9 protein-coding genes and 1 pseudogene are annotated in these 18,103 nt (G+C 75.6%); 4 read left to right on the forward strand and 6 right to left on the reverse strand.

Features of this window, described 5'->3' with window-relative positions:
• The first annotated feature begins 282 nt into the window (after positions 1-282).
• Positions 283-1,032, forward strand: coding sequence for a glycosyltransferase (locus tag D6689_07820; GenBank protein ID RMH42531.1), 750 nt, complete (start codon positions 283-285; stop codon positions 1,030-1,032).
• A gap of 1,836 nt (positions 1,033-2,868) precedes the next feature.
• Here the strand turns inward: D6689_07820 and D6689_07825 are convergent.
• Both D6689_07825 and D6689_07830 read right to left on the reverse strand, forming a co-directional pair.
• Positions 2,869-2,973 (reverse strand): annotated as a pseudogene (locus D6689_07825) (cell division protein ZapC).
• A 392-nt stretch (positions 2,974-3,365) separates the two neighbouring features.
• Positions 3,366-5,612 (reverse strand): hypothetical protein, encoded by a 2,247-nt coding sequence (locus D6689_07830; protein RMH42532.1) that lies wholly within the window; start codon positions 5,610-5,612, stop codon positions 3,366-3,368.
• A 38-nt stretch (positions 5,613-5,650) separates the two neighbouring features.
• Between D6689_07830 and D6689_07835 the strand changes: the two genes are divergently transcribed.
• The gene (locus D6689_07835) at positions 5,651-7,900 is read left to right on the forward strand and encodes a hypothetical protein (GenBank protein RMH42533.1); all 2,250 of its coding nucleotides are present in this window, start codon (positions 5,651-5,653) and stop codon (positions 7,898-7,900) included.
• On the opposite strand, the gene D6689_07840 is transcribed toward D6689_07835, so the two are convergent.
• From D6689_07840 to D6689_07855, 4 genes are all read right to left on the reverse strand, one after another.
• Entirely contained in the window at positions 7,886-8,977 is a 1,092-nt protein-coding gene (locus tag D6689_07840) for an FHA domain-containing protein (GenBank protein ID RMH42534.1), read from the reverse strand. The two genes, D6689_07835 and D6689_07840, sit on opposite strands and share 15 nt — an antisense overlap.
• A gap of 5 nt (positions 8,978-8,982) precedes the next feature.
• The gene (locus D6689_07845) at positions 8,983-11,106 is read right to left on the reverse strand and encodes a hypothetical protein (GenBank protein RMH42535.1); all 2,124 of its coding nucleotides are present in this window, start codon (positions 11,104-11,106) and stop codon (positions 8,983-8,985) included.
• Between the two features lie 221 nt (positions 11,107-11,327).
• Positions 11,328-12,491, reverse strand: a complete 1,164-nt coding sequence (locus tag D6689_07850; GenBank protein ID RMH42536.1) for a tetratricopeptide repeat protein — start codon at positions 12,489-12,491, stop codon at positions 11,328-11,330.
• 174 nt (positions 12,492-12,665) lie between these two features.
• Positions 12,666-15,047: a DNA internalization-related competence protein ComEC/Rec2 gene (locus D6689_07855; protein RMH42537.1), complete on the reverse strand. Its 2,382-nt coding sequence runs from the start codon at positions 15,045-15,047 to the stop codon at positions 12,666-12,668.
• Between the two features lie 329 nt (positions 15,048-15,376).
• Between D6689_07855 and D6689_07860 the strand changes: the two genes are divergently transcribed.
• Positions 15,377-16,003, forward strand: a complete 627-nt coding sequence (locus tag D6689_07860; protein ID RMH42538.1) for a hypothetical protein — start codon at positions 15,377-15,379, stop codon at positions 16,001-16,003.
• Positions 16,004-16,012: 9 nt separating this feature from the next.
• Positions 16,013-18,040, forward strand: a complete 2,028-nt coding sequence (locus D6689_07865) for a hypothetical protein (protein RMH42539.1) — start codon at positions 16,013-16,015, stop codon at positions 18,038-18,040.
• Positions 18,041-18,103: the final 63 nt, after the last annotated feature.

Here is an 18,103-nt window from a genome sequence, read left to right on the forward strand (position 1 = left end):
AGCGCGTCGCGCGCCGGCGCGGCGACCTCGTGGCCGGGTGCGAGGTCGCACCGCCCGACGCGGCGGCGTTCGCGTGCGCGATGGCCGCATCGACCGCCGCCGCGGTCGACGCGTGCGTCCGCCCGCCAGATGCCGGGTCGCCGTCGCCGTGACCGCCGCCGCCAGACGGCTGCGCGCCCGCCGGCGGCATCGCGCGGCCGCGCGCCGTAGCGGTCCGGTGGACATGCCCGCGGCCCACCGGGTACGCTGCCGCGCGCCGCTCGGCCGCGCGGCGAGTGCTCCATGCCGGCGATCTCCATGTCGCGTGTCGTCATAGTCGTCCCGTGTTTCAACGAGGAACACCGGCTGCCCGCCGACGGCGTCCTGGAGCTCGTGGCGCGCGACGACGTCGGCGCGCTGCTCGTCGACGACGGGTCGACCGACGGCACCCGCGCGCGGCTCACCGAAATCGCCCGCCGGCGGCCGGACCGCATCGACGTGCTCGGCCTCGACCGAAACCGCGGCAAGGCCGAGGCGGTCCGCCGCGGCCTGCTGTCGGCGATCGACCGCGGCGCCGCCGTCGTCGGCTACATGGATGCGGACATGGCGACGCCGCCGGCCGAGGTGTTGCGCCTGGTCGCCCGCCTCGACGCGTCGCCGGACGTCCGCGTCGTGCTCGCGTCGCGCGTGGCGGTGCTCGGCGCGCGCATCCAGCGCAAGGCACACCGGCACTACCTCGGCCGCGTGTTCGCCACCGGCGCGTCGCTCGCGCTCGGCCTGCCGGTCTACGACACCCAGTGCGGCGCCAAGGTGTTCCGCGTCGACGACGCGCTGCGCCGCGCGCTGGCCGAGCCGTTTTCGTCGCGGTGGGCGTTCGACGTGGAGCTGCTCGGCCGCCTGTTGCCGGACTCCGGGCCGCACGGGTTCATCGAGGTGCCACTGCGCGAGTGGCGCGACCCCGGCGGCTCGAAGCTGTCGCTGCCCGCCATGCTGCGCGCCGGCGCCGACCTCGCGGTGATCGCCGCCAAGCTGCGCGCCCGCCGCAAGCCGTGACCGCGCGCGCGACACGCCGGTGGGAATGCGCGTGGGCTCCCGCGCTGTACGCCGCGGTCGTCCTGGTGCTGTATCGCGAGGTCTGGCTGGGGGTCGACGGCCGCCTGCGCTGGTTCGGCTGGGATTGCCTGGAGCAATACTGGCCCGACCTGGCGTACTTCGCGCGCAGCGTGCGCGCGGGCGATCTGCCGCTGTGGAACCCGTTCGACCGCGGCGGCTTCCCGTTTCTCGCCGACCAGGACCCGGGCGTCACGTACCCGATCAATTGGCTGCTGGCCGGCGCGGGCGCCGTCGCCGGCGTGCCGGCGTGGCTGATGCAGGCCAAGGCGCTGCTCCACCACGCGCTCGCCGGGATGCTGTTGCATCTATTCTTGCGCACGCGCGGCCTGCGACCTGCGGCCGCCGCGGCCGGCGGCGTGGCGTGGATCGTGTCGGTGCCCATGATCGTCCACAAGGCGTCGGCGGTCGAATGGCCGCTGGTGTGGACGCCGCTGGTCCTGATCGCGATCGACCGAACGCTCGCCCGGGCCGGCGAGCCGGGGCGCTGGCGGCGCGCCGTGCTGCTCGGCGGCGCCGCGTGGTTGCCGATCGCGGCGGGCAATCCGCCCGGCGCGTTCTACGCGCTGATCACCGCGACCGCGTATGGCGCGTTCCGACTGCCGGCCGCCGTGCGCGCCGCGGTGCGCGCACGCGGCGCGGCCCGCGCCGCCGGCGACCTCGCCGTCGCGCTCGGGGTCGCCGCCGCGGTGACGGCGGCCCTCGCCGCCATCACGGTCGTACCGGCCCGCGACGTCGTCGCGCTGTCCGCGCGCGCGACGCGCGGCCTCGGCTACGCGCTGTCGACCGCGCTGCCGGCCCGGGAGATGCTCGCCGGCCTCGCGTTCCCGCCGGCCGGCACGGTGGACGCCTATATGGGCGCGCTCGGCGCGGCGCTCGCGCTGTACGCGGCGATCGCGACGCCGCGGCGTGACGGCGGGGCGCCGCTGGCGCTGGTCGCGTTCGGCGCGCTGCTGCTCGCGCTCGCGGTCGGCGGCGCGACGCCGCTTTTGCCGTGGCTGGTCGAGCACGTGCCGGGGTTCGGTCTGTTCCGCGAGCCCAATCGATACAAGCTGCCCGCGGCGCTGTGCGTCGCCGCGGCCGCGGCCTACGGCGTCGACGCCGCGCTGGCGGCCGCGCCCGCCGAGCGCCGCCGCCGCGTCGTTCTGCTCGCGATCGCCGTCGCCGCCGTCGCCGGTGCTGCCGTCGCCGTCGCCGCGCTCGTGACGCCCCACCCCGGATTCGCCCGCCGCGCCCCCGCCGGTCTCGGCACCACGCTCGGCGCGCTCGCGGCCGGCGGCGTCGCACTCGCGGCGGCGACCGGGCGCCGCGGGCGCACCTCGGCCGCGCTCGCGGCGGTCGCTGCCGGCGCCCTCTACATGGACGGCGCGCGGTTCGGCCACTGGTACGTGCGGGTCACCGAGGCGCCGGTCGACGGCCCCGAGGACGTGCGCCACGTCGCCGATCTCGCCGGCGCGATCGACCCGCCGGCGTGGCGCGTCTACGACGAATTCGTGATGGAGCAACGACCGGGCAGTCGCCTGGGCGTGCGCAACTTCCGCGGCTACCCGTCGCTGGCGCCGCTGACGGACACCCGCTACCGCCGCGCCGTGCGCCGCCTCGCGCAGTCGCCAGAGCTGCTCGAGGCGTTCAACGTGCGGTGGGTACTCCACGGGCCGCACCACCGCGCCGGCATGCGCGCCCACTTTCTGCGCCAGTCGCCGGCGCGGGCCGCGCCGGCCCATTTTCGCGCGGTCGACCGGCGGCGGTTCGAGGCGCTCCACCCGGTGCCGTGGTTCGCCTGGTACGGCGGCGTGCGCCGGGTCCGCGACGCCGCGCGCGCCCTCGACGCGCTCGTCGCCGCCGAGGAAGCCGGCGGCGTGCGGCGGTTCGCCGTCGTCGAGGAGGCGGACGTGCCCGCGGCGATCGCCGCGCAGCTCGCCGCGCTGCCGGCGGCGCCGCCGCCGCTCGTTCCGGGACGGGTGGTGGAGTTTCGCGCCAACCGGGTGGTCGCGGAGATCGACGCGCCGGCCGCGGGCGTGGCCGTGCTCAACGAAAAGATGTTCCCGGGCTGGCGCGTCGAGGTCGACGGCCGGCCGGCGGCCGGGTTCCGCGCCAACTACCTGTCGCGCGCGGTGGTGGTCGGCGCGGGCCGCCACCGCGTCACGTGGACGTACCGCCCGCCGGGCTTCGCCGCGCTCGCGTCGTCGTTCTGCGCGGCGCTGATCGCAGTCGCCGCGGCGGCGGCCGCGACGTGGCGCGCGGCCCGCCGCGGCAGCGCCGCCGCGCGCCGTTGATCACGCGCGGCGGCGCCGGCGATCGGTCCACACCAGCGCCGCTCCGACGACGAGCGCCAGCGGCACCAGCGCGGCCAGCGCGACGTAGCCCGGCGCGCGGTAGGCCATCTCGATCCGATGTGCGCCTGGCTCGACGACGATCCCGCGGAACAGCCCGTTGACCGGGACGATCGGCGCGGGCTGGCCGTCGACCGTCGCGCGCCAGTGGTGCGGGTAGTACGCCTCGTGGATCACCACCACGCCGCGATCGGGCGCGTCGACCTCGGCGACCACGCGGTTGCGCTCGAGCGTCACCAACCGGCCGGCGACCGCGGGACGCGCGGAGCGCGCTTCGCTCGCCCGCGCGAGCAGCGCCGCACCGGCCGCGCCGCGGGCGACGACCGCGCGCGTCCCCGGCGGGGATGCCAGCAGCGCGTCGACCGCAGCCGCCTCGTCGTCGACGACCTGGACGTCGCCGGTCCAGTACACCGCCGGCGCCCAGTCGCTCAGCTCGTACAGCCCGGGCTGCAGTTCGCGCAGCGCGGCGCGGTCGGCGGCCGACTTGCGCAGCCGCTTGCGTCCCGCCTCCGACAGGTAGCGCACGTTGGCGTGGCCGAGCAGCCGCGGCTCGCGTTGGAGCCGATCGCGGAGGCGCGCGTAGCGGCGCAGTGCGAGCGGGTCGTCCTCGTAGCCGCCGAAGTCGCGCACGCGCCGGCGGATGCCGGGCCGGAACTTGAACCACTCGCGGTCGTAGATGCGGGCGGACAGCGGCACGCCGTCGAGCGTCGACAGCACCGCGTCGCGGGCCGGCCGCGGCACGGGGTGCATCGCCTTGTCGAGCTGGCCGGCGTGCGCGAACCACAGGTCGGCGACCAACGCGACGACCGCGAGCGTCGCATACAGGCCGCGGCGGCTCGGGTCGCCGAGCATGCGGTGGGTGATCCACGTGAACGTGACGACGGCGGCGCACGCGAGCGCGAACGCGTCGCGCAGCGGCTGCGCCTTCAGGTCGGGCTGCCACTTGACCACCGCACCGACCCCGAAAATCGCCAGGCCGAGCCCACCGGCGGCGAGCACCGCCGCGCGCAGCCGTCGCCGGCGGCGGTCGTCGTCGCAGCGCAACAGCGCCGCGAGCCCCTCGGCGCCGAGCAGCGCCACCGCCAGCTGCGTCACGTACAGGTAGCGGTGCGCCCGGCGAAACAAACCGAACGCCGGCACCGCCGACGCGCCGGCCGCGAGGAACGGGCCGTTGCTGCCGAATGCCAACAGTACGCCTGCGACCGCGACGCCGGCGAGGACGAGCGCGCGACCGGACGGGAATGCGGCCAGCGCGATCCCGGCCCACAAGATCGTGGCGTAACCGAGATACGTGTTGCCGCCGAGCATGCGCGGGATCAGAAACGCCGCGAGGTCGTCGACCCCGAAGGTCGAAAACGTCACGAAGTCGAGATCGCGCGCGGCGCGCACGCTGTGGCCGAGCAGCTCCGCGGTGGCCGATGCCTGCGCCGCGACCAGCATCGCGAACAGCCCGGCCGCCACCGCCGCGGTCGCCCCGACCCGGCGCCAGTATGCCCGCGGCGCGTCGGCCGCGCGGGCCGCGCGCACGACCGCCCACACGCCATACGGCGCCGCGACCAGGCACGCGTACCAAAACGCCGCGGGACCGCCGGCCAGCGCCGCCATTCCAGTTGCAAATGCAACCAAAACGGCGGTCGCGCGGGTCGGCCGCCGCGCCCACTCGTCCACCGCGATCAGCATCCACGGCGCCCAGGCGATGTTCCAGTTGAGCGCCGAAAACGCGTTGTGCAGGTGCGGGTACCCGAGGACGAACGCGAAGCCAGCGGCGTAGCACGCCGGCCGCGGCGCACCGTGCCGGCGCAGGAACGCGTACGCGCCGATGCACGCGATCCAGAAGTGGGCGACGACCTTGATCGCGATCAGCCACCACGGCGTCGCGCCGGCGACCAGTGCCGCGGCGACGAGCGGCCAGTTGAGCGGGTACAGCCAGCCAGTCTGCGGATCGGAATGAAACGGGTAGCCGGCGCGATCGAACGGGTTCCACAGCGGCAACTCGCCGTCGCGCAGCGCGTCGACCTGAAACTGCAGGTCGCCCCAGTACTCCCACTGGGCGTCCCAGCCGAACGCCCGCCGCGCCCCGTCGATCGGCGTCCACAGCCGCCAAAACAGCAACAGCAAGAACACGAGATAGACGGCTGCCGGCACCACGTACGGAGCCGCCCGCTGCCAGACCGTGCGCAGCCGCGCCATGCGCCGCCACCATACCGCGACCCGTCCGCACGTCGCGAATGTCGGGCGCGCCGGGGCTCGGCGCGCGGGCGCGGCGGCCCGCGGCGCGGGCGCGGCCGTGGCGGCTTGACCCCCGCGCTGCCGTATGCGACAGCACGTACTCCGTGCCCGCCGGACTCGCCACCCGCGCCGCGCTGTGCGCGATCGTCACGACGATCGCTGCGTCGGCCGCCGAGGCGATCGCCGCCTGGCCGTCCGCGGGCGCGACCGCGCCGTTTGCCGCGCTGCTCGCCGCGCTCGCCGTCGCCCTGTCGGCGGTGTGGACGCTGCCGGCGACCGCGGCGATCGCCGCAGGGCTCGCCGCGTGCCGGCGGCTCGTACCGGCCGGCGCCGAGCTGCGCTGGCTGCCGCTCGTGCCCCCGGCGGCGCTCGCGTGCATCACCGCTGGCGGCGCGATCCACCAGTTCGCGGTGCGCGCGTTCGTCCGCCAGGAGCTGGCCGCCGCGGTGGAGCCGGCCGCGCAGCTCGCGGCGTTCGTCGCCATCGCCGTCGCGACCGCCGCCGCTTACCGCGCGCTGCGCGGCCCGCTCGGCCGGCTGTCGCGGCGCGCGCGCGTCGCCGCGACCGCCGGCGGCGCGGCCGCCGCCGCGGCGATCCACCTCGCGCGCTACTCGGCGCTGCTCGCCGACGCCAAGCTACCGGCCGCCGTCACGGCCGCCGCCGTCGTCGCGCTCGGGATCGGCGTCGCGGCGCTGCCCGACGCGTGGCTGCGCTGGCGGCCCGGCCGCCTCGCCGTCGCGGTGTTCGCCGCGGTGTGGCTGACCGCGGCGGTCGCGGCGGTCGCGGGCGGCCGGCTGCTGCCGCACGTCTACCCGATCGCCGCGGCGGCGGTGCAGTCGCGCGGTCTGGTCGCCGCGCCGCTGGCGCGCGCGGCCGCGCGGCTCGGCGACGCCGACGGCGACGGCTTCAGCCGCTGGTTCGGCGGCCTCGACTGCGACGACGGCGACCCGAACATCCATCCGCTCGCCAAGGACATTCCCGACGACGGCGTCGACGAGGACTGCTTCGACGGCGATCTGTCGGCGAGCGCCGTCGCGGCCGACCGCCGCGCGCGCCTCGCTGCCCGCGCGCGACCGCCGCGCCGCCGCGCGCGCGGCGTCGTGCTCATCACCGTCGACGCGCTGCGGGCCGACGCGGTCGGCTTCGGCGGCGCCGAGGCGCCGACCACCCCGCACCTCGACCGGCTCGCCGGCCGCGCCGCCGTGTTCGACCGCGCCTACTCCACCGCGCCGATGACGCGCAAGGCGTTCCCGGCGCTGCTCGCGAGCCGCTATCCGTCCAACGTCCACTGGCTCGCCCCCGCCGGCCGCCAGCTGTATCCCGTGTCTCACGACGACAACCTGTTTCTGGCCGAGGTCGCCCGCGACGCCGGCGTGCGCACCGCGCACGTCGTCGCGTTCAACTACGCCAAGGACTCGCGCTTCGATCAGGGGTTCGTGATCCGCAAGATCCATCCGGCGTCGCGCGCAAAGAACGAAACGAACGCCGATCGGATCGTCGCCGACGCGATCGCTCTGCTGCGCGGGTGGGCCGAGGATCCGTCCCACCCGCCGTTCTTGTTGTGGCTCCACTTTTACGAGGCTCATTACCCGTACGTGCGCCACCCTCAATTCGACTTCGGCACGTCCCCGCGCGCTCGCTATCTGAGCGAAGTCGCGTGGATCGACAGCCAGATTGGCAAGCTGCTCGCCGCCCTCGACGACCTCGGCCTCGCCGGCGACACCGCCGTCGTGTTCACCGGCGATCACGGCGAGGAATTCGGCGAACACGGCGGCGAAACCCACGGAGACCTGTACATCGAGGATCTGCACGTGCCGCTGTTGATCGCGGCTCCCGGTGCCAAAGCGCAGCGGTTCGGCTCGCCGGTGAGCGCGGTCGACGTCGCACCGACGATCGCCGAACTGCTCGGCGTGCCGATTCCGGACGCATTCGACGGCGACAGCCTGCTGCCGTGGATCGAAGGCGCGCCGCCGCCGGCGGATCGCAGCGTGTTCGCCGAACTCCTCCCCGACCGCAAGGTTCCGCGCCGCGTCGTGTCGCTGATCACCCGGCGATGGCACCTCATCGTCGATTTCGCGATCGGCGCGCGCGAGCTGTTCGACCTCGACCGCGATCCGACCGAGCAACACAACCGCTACGCCGACGATCCGGCGGCCGCGGCGAAAATGGAGCGCGCGCTGCGGAGGTTTCTCGCGCTGCGCGTCGGACCGCTACGCGTCACGCCGCGCACGCCGTCACGACAGAAGTAGCCACACGAGCGCGGCCGACGCCGCGGCGACGAGCAGTCCGAGCACCATCATCGCGACGATCGATCCGGCGCGCCGCGGCCCGGCCGCCGGAACCGCGCAATCGTCGCCGTCGCCGTCGCCGCCGCCGTTGCCATCGCCATCGCCGCCGTTGCCTTCGCCGCTGCCGTCGGGCGCCGTCACGGCCGCGGCGTCGCCCTCACGTCCGGTGGCCGCCGCGGCGCCGTCCGCCCCGGCCGACTCGCCCTCGGCCGCGCCATCCGGCGGCGCCGCGCCCGCCTCCCCTTCCGGCGGCTCGGTCGGCGGCGGCTCGTCGGCCGCCAACTGCTGCAGGCGCTGCAGATAGCGAGCCGCCGGGTCGACGAAGAGCAGTTCGCACGCGCCGGCACGCACGCGCTGGCCGTCGACGAGCGGCACGGGTTGGTGTGGCGGCAACCGCTGGCCGTCGAGCCACGTGCCGTTTTTCGAGTCGAGATCCGCGATCGTCACCCCGTTCCACGTGCGCCGCACTTCAAAGTGCCGGCGCGACAGGTCCGGGTCCACGACGATCCAGTCGCTGCCGCGGCCGCGCCCGAACACGACGCGCGCGTCCGGCGCGGGCACCCGCAGGACGCGTCCCGCGACCGGCCCCGCCTCGCCGGCGAACTCCGGCCCGACGCTTGCGTCGGCCAGCGCACCGGCGGCGCCCGTGGCGAGCAGCTCTTCGACGAGCTGGTGGGCGATGTCGGCGGTCAGCCGCGGGGTCGCGAGTTGCGCCCCGGCCGGCGCCGCCGCCACATAGCGGATCTCGAACACGGTCGCCACGACCAACACGTCGCCGTCGCGCAGCGGCTGCGGCTCGTTCGGCACCAGCGGCGCGCCCCCAAGCGTCGTGCCGTTCGACGAACCGAGATCGATCGCGACCACCTCGTCGCCGCGCCGCTCGAGCCGGAGGTGCCGCTTGGACACGCTCGGATGCGGCAGGCGCACGTCGGCCGCCTCGTCGCGTCCGACGTCGACCTGATCGCGGTTGAAGTCGAACGTCAGCTCGCGCGAACGCGTGGCACACGGCGTGACGACGAGTCGGTATGCAGCGGCCATGGCGATCAGTCGAATGGAGACACGCCGTCGCGCCGGCGACGGTCGTCGAGGAATCCACGCAATGTCCACACGTCGTCGCCGCGCTGCCGCGCGACGTCCCGGCGCTCGTCCGGGTCCGCGACGATATCGTACAACTCGACCCGGCCGTCGGCGTTCTCGATCAGCTTGAGCCGTCCGGCGACGACAGCCCGGAGGTCGGCGGCGACGGAGCGGTCGCGCACCTGGTCGGCGAACACCGGGCGATCGGGCGCGGGCGACGCGGCATCGGTGAGTACCGGCGCGAGCGAGACGCCGTCGACCTGCGGGAAGCCCGGCGGCTCGTAACCAGCCAGGTCGATCAACGTCGGCGCCAGGTCGATCAACCCGACGGGAGTGGCGATCCGCCGCGCCGCGATCCCCGGTCCGGCGACGATCCACGGCACGCGGATCTGCGCGTTGTACAGGCTGGTCGAATGGAACCGGTGCGCCCTCCCCGGGCCGTGGTCGCCGAGCCCCTCGCCGTGGTCGCTGGTGACCACGACGATCGCGCGCTGTCGCCACGGCGGCACCGCCAGCGCGTCCAACAGGGGCGCCAACCCGCGGTCGGCGCGCGCCAACATCCGGTCGTAGCGATCCTTGATGTCGTCGCCCGGCTTGCGCGGCGCCCGCTTCTCCCACCCGTGCGGCTCGATCGCGTGCACCCACACGAACGCCGGCCGGGTCTCGCCGCGCCGAGCGCGGTCGTGCAGCCATTCGCGCGCCGCGCGCGCCAGGTTGCCGGCGTCGTAGTCGATGACCTGGTGGTCGATCCCGCGCTGCAGGCCGAGATGATGTTCCGGCCCGAACTGCGAGCGGCAGCAGAAGAACCCCGCGGTGTCGTAGCCGGCCGCGCGGAGCCGCTCGGCGAGCAGGACGTGGCGCGGGTCGAGCCGCAGCGCCCAACCGGCGACCCGGCCGCGCACGCGCCGCGGCGCGACGCCCGTCGCCATCGCCGTGAGCGATCGGCGCGTGTTGTTGCTCGGCGAAAACGCCCACTCGAACACGGCGCCGCGCTTCGCGAGGCGCGCGAGCGCCGGCATGTCGGCCGGCCCGCCGTAGGGCGGCGTGCGATCGGCGCGGACCGTGTCGATCGTGATCAGCACGATGTCGGGATGGCCGGCGGCGCCGGCGCGCGGCTGCGGCGCGACTCCGGCGCGCATCGCGACCGTCGGCGACGCCCGCGCGCGGGGCGCCGGCGCGATGACGGCCGGCGGCAGCGATGCACGGATCGCGTCGAGGTCGAACGTGCGTTCGATGGCAAACCCCGCCACCGGCGCGTCCGCCCACACGTTGAGCATGCGGAACGGCCGCGCGTAGCGCGCGAACGACGCGGTGCCCGCCACCCCGGCGAGGGCCGCGCAGCTGACGCCTACGGCGAGCACCGCCCGGCCGCGCGAGGCCGCCCACCATCCGGCGACGAAGCCACCGGCGAAACCGAGCGCATAGGGCCCGACGCCGAGTTCGAGCGGACCGATGCGCGGCCGCACGACCGCCCGCCATGCGACCGCGGCCACGACGGCGCACGCGATCGCCACCGCCGCAGCCGCGCGCCGCGGCGTGAGTGCGACGCGCCGGTCGACGCGGCGCAGTACCGCGGCCAGTGCGTCGACCACCGGGCGCGCCACGGCGACAGCGCCAGCGGCAGCGACCGCCGCCGCAGCAGCCGCCACCGACGCAATCACGTCGGGCGCGTCCGACGTCGCCGCGGCCGCGCGCGCGGCCGCGAACACGGCCGCGGCCACCGCGGCGACGGCGCCGGCGGCGCCCGCGAGCCAGGCGGCCAGCCGCGGCGCGCCGCCCGCCGGCGGCTCGCGCAGCGCCGCGGCCAGCTGCTGCGGTCGCCACGCCCGCCACAGACCGCGGCCGGCGACCGCGGCGACGAACGCCAGCGGCGCCGCATACCACGCCGAAAAACCGGCCGCGGCCGCGATGTCGAAGGCGCCATGCACCCGCGCGATGCCCTCGGCGAGCCCGCCGGCCACGGCGCCGGCGGCTGCGGCCGCCGCCGGCGCGGCGCAAAACCGCGCGGCGCGCCGCAACCGGTCGCGCGGCGCGGCGGTCGGGCTGGCCGGCGCGCCGTCGGCCCGTGTCGCGTCCGGCTCGCGCGTCACCCCGTGCGCCCCCGTGCCGCGCCCGACGCGCGAAACCTCGGCCGGCGCGCGCGGCGCGCAGCGGCCGCGCCGACTGGGTGGTGCCGTGGAAGCGTCATCGTCTCGCGCCGCGTGGCGGCTTCGAGCGGTGATAGCAGCGCCGGACCCCGCCGCGCAACCGCGCGACCGCGCTGGACCGCGCGCCACCTCCGGCGCGCCGACGCGGCCGCAGCCGCGCCCCGTCAGCGCAGGCGGCGTGCGCGATCGCGGGCGGCGGCGACCTGGGCCGCCAGCCCCGGCCGGTCGCCCGCGGCCGCGACGAACGCCTCGTAGTCGGCGCGGGCGCCGGCGGCGTCGCCGAGTCGCTCGCGCGCCTGGGCGCGGAGCAGATGCGCCTCGGCATAGGCCGCGCCCCACGCCGCGCGCAAGTCGATCGCGTGGCCGAGCTCGCGCACCGCGCCGCGGTCGTCGCCCGAGTCGGCGAGGGCCGCACCGTAGGCGAACCGCGCTGCGGCGTCGTTCGGCGCGAGCCGGACCGCGCGCTCGAGATCGCGCAGCGCGTCGGCGCGCCGGCCCACCAATAGATACGTCACGCCGCGTCCGACGAGCGCGTCCGCAAACTCCCCGCGCGCCGCGATCGCCGCGCCGTAGTCGGCCAGCGCCGCGGCGTAGTCGCCTCCCGCGCGAGCGAGGTCCGCGCGCGCGCGCAGCGCGGTGGCGTGCGCCGGGTCGAGCGCGAGCGCCGTGCGAATCGCGCGGTCGGCGGCGGCGCGATGACCGAGCGCCAGTTCGACCAGCGCGAGCTCCGCCCATCCGTCCGCGTACTGATCGTCGGCCGACGTGAGCTTCATCAACTGCGCCCGCGCGCCGGCGTAGTCGCCGCGCAGCAGCAGGGCGCGCGCCAGGTTGTGACGCGCCTCGCGGTAGCCCGGGTCGATCGCCAGCGCGGCGCGAAAGTGCTCCTCGGCCCCGATCGGATCGCCCTGCTCCAGCGCGATCGCCCCGAGGTTGGAATGGGCCTCGGCGAAGTCGTCGTTCAACTCGATGGCGCGCCCGAAGTAGAACGCCGCGGTGCGCAGGTCGCCGCGCTGTCGCGCCACGAGCCCCAGCCCGTTGTAGGCCGTTGGCAGCGGCGCGTATTCGAGCGCGAGGGTCAGCTCCGCCTCGGCGCGGTCGAGGTCGCCGCCCTGCAGGGCGGCCATTGCGCGCGTTACGTGGACCTCGGCCTGCTCCGGCGGCGCGGACCGGCGAGCGTGACGGGCACAGCCCGAGGTGGCGGCGGTGACGAGGGCGACGGCGATGGCGGTGCAAGTGCGCATGCCCCGTGTATCGGCGGCGGCCGGCGCCGGTTGCGCGGAGAAGCCGCGGGTGCCGCGAAAGGCTCGCAAACCGATGCGATCTTGCATCGTTACGCAACCGGCGGACGGCCGCGGCGCGCGGGATCGCGCGTCGCCCCAGCCGCGGCCGGCGGGGTGCGCGGCCGCCCGCGACCCGCCTGGCGGCCGGTCGCCTGCGTCGATCGCGCGCGGATCCGCGGGGCGAACGTCGAAGTCGAGTCGCTCGCGGACCAGGGGCTGTCCCTACTCGGGCTCGATCGGATGCGCGCCTGCGGCGTCGAGGCGAAACGCCACCGTGCCGTCCCGATCCGTGCGCCACACGCGCGCCCCGGACGCCGCCCAGCGGTCGACGACCTCGCGCGCGGGAAACCCGAAACGGTTCGCGCGACCGCACGAGATGACCGCGTGCCGGGCGCCGACCGCGTCGACGAACGCCGGCGTCGACGACGTGCGGCTGCCGTGATGCGGGACCTTGACGACGTCGGCGCGCACGTCGCCGCGCGCGGCGACGAGCTGCTCGCCCTCGTCCTCGATGTCGCCCGCGAACAGCACGCGCGCGCCGCCGTACGACAGCCGCACGACCAGCGAATTGTCGTTGTCGCCGCACACCGGGTCGGCGCGCGCCACCGGCTGCTCGTAGCGCGGCGCCAGCACCTCGAGCGACGCGCCCGCGCGTTGCCGGGCGACGCCGAGCGGCGGGTGGACGACGCGCAACCCGCGCAGCGCGTCGCGGTAGTCGGCGTCGCGCGCGGTCCACACCTCACCGATGTCGACGCGGCCGCGCAGCGCCGCGAGGCCGGCGACGTGATCCGGGTGCGGATGCGACAGAACGACGACGTCGATGCGATCGATGTGGCGGCGCGCGAGCAGCGGCATCACGGCCCGCTCGCCGGGCAACGCCTGGTCGGCGGGCGCGTCAGCGAACGGCAGGCCCCCGGCGTCGATGAGCCACGCCCCGCCGTCGGGCAGTTCGACGAGCGCGGCGTCGCCCTGGCCGACGTCGATGAACGTGACGACCACGTCGTCGGGGGCGCGCGGCCACGCGTAGGACGCGGCGCACGCGGCCGCCGCGACGGCGGCGGCGGCCCGGGCCCGGCGCCCGCCGGCGAGCGCGAACGCGACCGCGGCACCCGCGGCCACCAGTTCGAACGGCGTGAGCGGAAACAGGCGCACCGGGGGCACCGTCCGGGCCACCCACTCCGCGATCGCGTCGACGCCGGCGGCCGCCGCGATCGCGGCATCGACGACGGGGCCACCGAGCCATGGACACGCGCCGCCGAGCGCGACGCCGGCGAGACCGAGCGGCAACACGACGAGTTCGACCGCCGGCACGGCGACGAGGTTGGCGACGAGGCCGCCGACCGGCAGTTCGCCAAAAAGATGCACGAGCAACGGTGCGAGCGCGATCCACAACCACGCGGTGACGCGCACCAGGCCGGCCGCGCCGCGTCCCGCGCGCGGGCCGACCGCCGCAATCGTCGCGGCCGCGGCGAACGACAGCTGAAACGACGGCTCGAACAGCGCCGCGGGGGACGCCACCAACAGGCCGATGGCCGCGACCGCGAGCGCATCGGCGAGCCGCGCGCGACGGCGCACGACGTGCGCCGCGAGCACGCACAACACGACCGCGAGCGCGCGCAGCGTCGGCGTGCGCGCGCCGGTCATCCACGTGTAGGCGACCGCCGCCGGCGCGGCGACCGCCGCGGCGACGCGGGTCGGGTCGGCGCGCGCGGCCAGGGCCGGCACGGCGGCCCACAACCGACGCAGGCCGGCGAACACCAGCAGCGCGGTCGCCGCCAGGTGCAGGCCGCTCACCGCCAAGAGGTGCGCGATGCCGGCGGCGCGAAACCGATCCGCGATGCCGTCGTCGATCGCGCCGCGGTCGCCGGCGATCATCGCGCGCAGGACGGCGCGGCCGTCGGGGTCGCCGCCGCGCCCGTCGATGAACGCGGCGACGGCCCGCTGCGCCCTCGCCGCGGCCCGGTAGGGCGTCCACCGCGCGCCGATGACGCGCACGTCGTCGGCGCGGGCGGCCAGCGCGTAGTCGACGCCGCGCCGGCGCGCCGCCGCCGCCGCATCGCGCGCGCCCGGGACCCGGTACCCGCGCGGCGTGCGCAGGCGGCCGGCCGCGACGACGCGATCCCCCGGCAACACGGGCGCGCCGCCGTCGACGGTGACCTCCACCACGCCGGTGGCGGGCGGCGCGAGCGTCAGACGAAACCGCTGGCGGTCCCCGAAGCGGTCGACGGCACCGTCGACCGTACCGGCGATCGCGTCTCTGGCCCGGTCGTCGGCCGCGGCCGCGCCGGTCGTCGGCCGCGGCCGCCGCGCGTCGTGCCACGCGGCCGTCGCGGCACCGGCGGCGGCGGTCGCGGCCAGGCCCGCCGCCACCCGCCACCGGCGGCCGGGCCACCCGAGCGCGGCAGCCATCGCGGCGACCGCGAGCGCCGTCCACGCGCCCGCGGCCGTCGACAGCGGACCGGTCTGCGTCGCGACGGCGATCCCGACCGCGAACGCGATGGCCGCGGCGGGCAAGCGAGCGGCGGCGTGCATGTATGCGGGTATCGGAAACGCGAGCGGGCGGTTGCGCGCGAATCGCGACGGACGGTCGCACGGGGTCGCCACACATTGGCCGGCCGGAACCTTGGACGCCCCGTCGCGAGCGGCTAAAATGGCGCGAATCCTTTCACTTGCACCGTTCGCCGACAGCCTCGATCCCGAACGCCTACACCGGGCGGGTCGCACGCGTCGCACCGTCGTCTGCCGGTGTGGACGCCTCGCGGACCGCCGGTCGCATCGACCGGGCGCGGCCGCGGCGAACGCGGGGGACCGGCCGAGGAATGATGCTGCACGCTCGCAACCGAGGAGCAGGCCAACTGTCCGCCATCGCGGTGGTCGCGGCGACACTGGCGGGCGCAACGCCGCGCGCCGACGCGGGTAGCGTATCGGGCAGGGTGACGCCTCCCGACCCGTCCGTTCGCGGCGAACCTCCCGTGCGCAACCGCGGCTTTTTGGACCGCATCAAGAATCCGGTGCTGCCGCCGCGCAAGTACGACCCGACGCCGTGGACGATCGTGGTGCTCGAGCCCGTCGGTGAACTGTCGCCGGACGAAGCGGCGCCGCCCAAGGTGCCCGTACGCTGGAAGCTCATCGGCGAAGCGTTCGAAACGCCCGTGGTCTCGACCACCGTCGGAGGCGAACTCGAGATCAAGAACGCGGGAGTCGAAGCGCGCCGCCTCGTCGCGCGCGATTTGCTGCCCGGCGACCCGATCGCGCCCAACGGCACCCGCACGATCAAACTCACGAAGCCCTACGACCTGCTGCACGTTCACGACCCGGACGCGCCGCACCTCCGCGGTACCGTCGTGGCATTCCCGCTCCGCTATCACGCGGCGGTCGGCGCTGACGGCGCCTTCGAGATTCCCGACGTCCCGGCGGGCACGTGGACCGTGCGCGTCTGGTACGAGGACGGCTGGCTCAAGATGAAGCCGCAGCGCATCTCGGTGAGCCGCCGCGGAGCCACCGTGAACATCCGACTCCCCGACGTGCTCGAGGTCGACCGGCCCGGCGCATCGAAGTGAGGTCACCGCGTGTTCTGGTCGAAAATCTGGTTCTTCCTGGTCGCTGTCGCCGCCGCGGTGGCGCTTACGATTGCGCTGTCGCTGCCGCGCCCCGCCGAGCGCGAAACGCGGCGCGCCGAGACGATCCGGCTCAAACGCGCATGCGGCATCACCAACATCTTGCTGCAGCAGAATGCGCGGGACCGCATCGACCTCGCGTCGGCGTTCGCGCGGGCCGACGCGCCGCCCGGCCGACCGCGCCTCAAGCTCGACGAGATCTTGTACAACGCGACCAAGGCCGACCGCATTACCTCGGAGATCCACAACACCGCCAAGCTCGCGCTCGGCGAGTTGGTCGACAGCGTCAAGGGGAGCAAGCCGGACTTCGTCATCGCCGTCGACGCCACCGGGCGCGCGATCGCGCGCGTGGGACTGAACGAGGACCGCTGGGGCGATTCGGTGCGCGGGTTCTTCGCGATCGACGACGCGCTCGATGGCTACCTGCGAGACGACGTGTGGTTCGTCAATCACGACCTGTACCGCATTGCGGTATCGCCGGTCATCGAGACGCGCGTGGGCCAGTATGCCGGCGCGATCGTCATCGGCCACGCGTTCAACAAGGAGTTGGCCGAGCGCCTCGCGGACAACGTCGGCGCCCACGTCGCGTTCTACGCAAAGGGCGGCGCCGTCGCGGCGTCGACCCCGGCACAGGTCCATCAAGATGTCGCGAAGACCGCCGCCCGGCTGCTGGCCGACCGGCCCACGGCCGACGATGGTACGGACGCGCAAAAGGACTGCGCCGACCTCGCCCCGTTCGAGGTGGCGTCGGGGTCGGAGAAGTTCGACGTCGCGGTTGCCCGGCTGCCGGGCGAGGCCCGCGCGGCCGATGCGTTCTACGCCGTGTTCATCGACAAGCCGGATGCGGTCGGGTTCATGGGTACCCTGCGCAAGATCACCCGCAACGACCTGTCGTTCGATCACTTCCCGTGGATCAAGCTGGGGCTGTTGTTCGTCGTCGCGGTCGGCATCGGCATGGCGCTGATGGTGATCGAGGCGGACCGACCGATGCGCCGGCTCGCCAAAGACGCGCTCGCGCTCGCGCAGGGCGAGACATCGCGCCTCGACGAGATGCGCCACAAGGGCAAGTTCGGCTCGGTGGCGAGGTCGATCAACATCGCGCTCGACAAGCTCGAACGCGACGCCAAGAGCGCCAAGCGCGATCTCGACAGCCTGCTGGGCCCCGCGCCGAAGCAGGGGGCGCACCCCGTGCCGGCCGCGGGGCCGACCGGCCCGAGCCCGGCGCCGCTGTCGCCGCCGCCGCCGTCGGAGTTCCGCTTCAGCGGCGGCACCTCGGCGCCGATCCGGCCCCCGACCGAGGACGACAAGTCGGGACCGGCCGCGGCGCCGTTCGACCTCGACCTACCACCGCCGCCGCCAGCCGTCGCGGAGACGCCGCCGCCGTCGGGACCGACCGCGCCGCCGGTGCCGGCCGCTCGGCTGCAGGTCCACGCGGCCGCCCAACAGCAGGTACCGCCGCCGCCGATCGAGTTGCCGAAGACGCCGACCCCCGAGCCGCGCGTCGCGACGCCGCGCGCCGCGACGCCGCGCCCGAACACGCCGCGCCCGAACACGCCACCGCCGCTGCCGGCGACGGCGCGCACGCCCGCGCCGGTCCCCGACGCGATCGACGACGACATTCTCGGCATCGGCAGTCCGCCGCCGCCGGCACCGCCGGCGCCGCCCGCCGCGTCGCCGCCGCGTGGACCGTCCGACTTCGATGCACCGACCGTCGTCGCGGATCCGCAGCGTCACCTGCTCGAGCGCAGCGCGAGCGAAGGCGGCGACGACGGCGCGTTCCGCAAGGTGTTCGACGAGTTCCGCGCTCTGAAGGAGCAGTGCGGCGAGAGCGTCGCGTCGCTCACCTACGAAAAGTTTGCCGCGAAGCTGCGCAAGAACCGCGACGCGCTCATCGCCAAACACGGCTGCAAGTCAGTTCGCTTCCAGGTCTACATCAAGGACGGCAAGGCCGCGCTGAAGGCCACGCCGGTCAAGAGCTAACCGGATACGGTACCCGCGGCGAACCACGCGCCGGCCGGCGGCGTGCGACCTCGCGCGGAGCGC

The organism is Deltaproteobacteria bacterium, from assembly GCA_003696105.1.
Lineage (GTDB): Bacteria > Myxococcota_A > Polyangia > Haliangiales > J016 > J016.

Bases quoted from the DNA above. Each gene is read 5' to 3' on its own strand.
- D6689_07820 (RMH42531.1), top strand. From the start codon at position 283: ATGCCGGCGATCTCCATGTCGCGTGTCGTCATAGTCGTCCCGTGTTTC.
- D6689_07830 (RMH42532.1), bottom strand. From the start codon at position 5,612: ATGGCGCGGCTGCGCACGGTCTGGCAGCGGGCGGCTCCGTACGTGGTG.
- D6689_07835 (RMH42533.1), top strand. From the start codon at position 5,651: ATGTCGGGCGCGCCGGGGCTCGGCGCGCGGGCGCGGCGGCCCGCGGCG.
- D6689_07840 (RMH42534.1), bottom strand. From the start codon at position 8,977: ATGGCCGCTGCATACCGACTCGTCGTCACGCCGTGTGCCACGCGTTCG.
- D6689_07850 (RMH42536.1), bottom strand. From the start codon at position 12,491: ATGCAAGATCGCATCGGTTTGCGAGCCTTTCGCGGCACCCGCGGCTTC.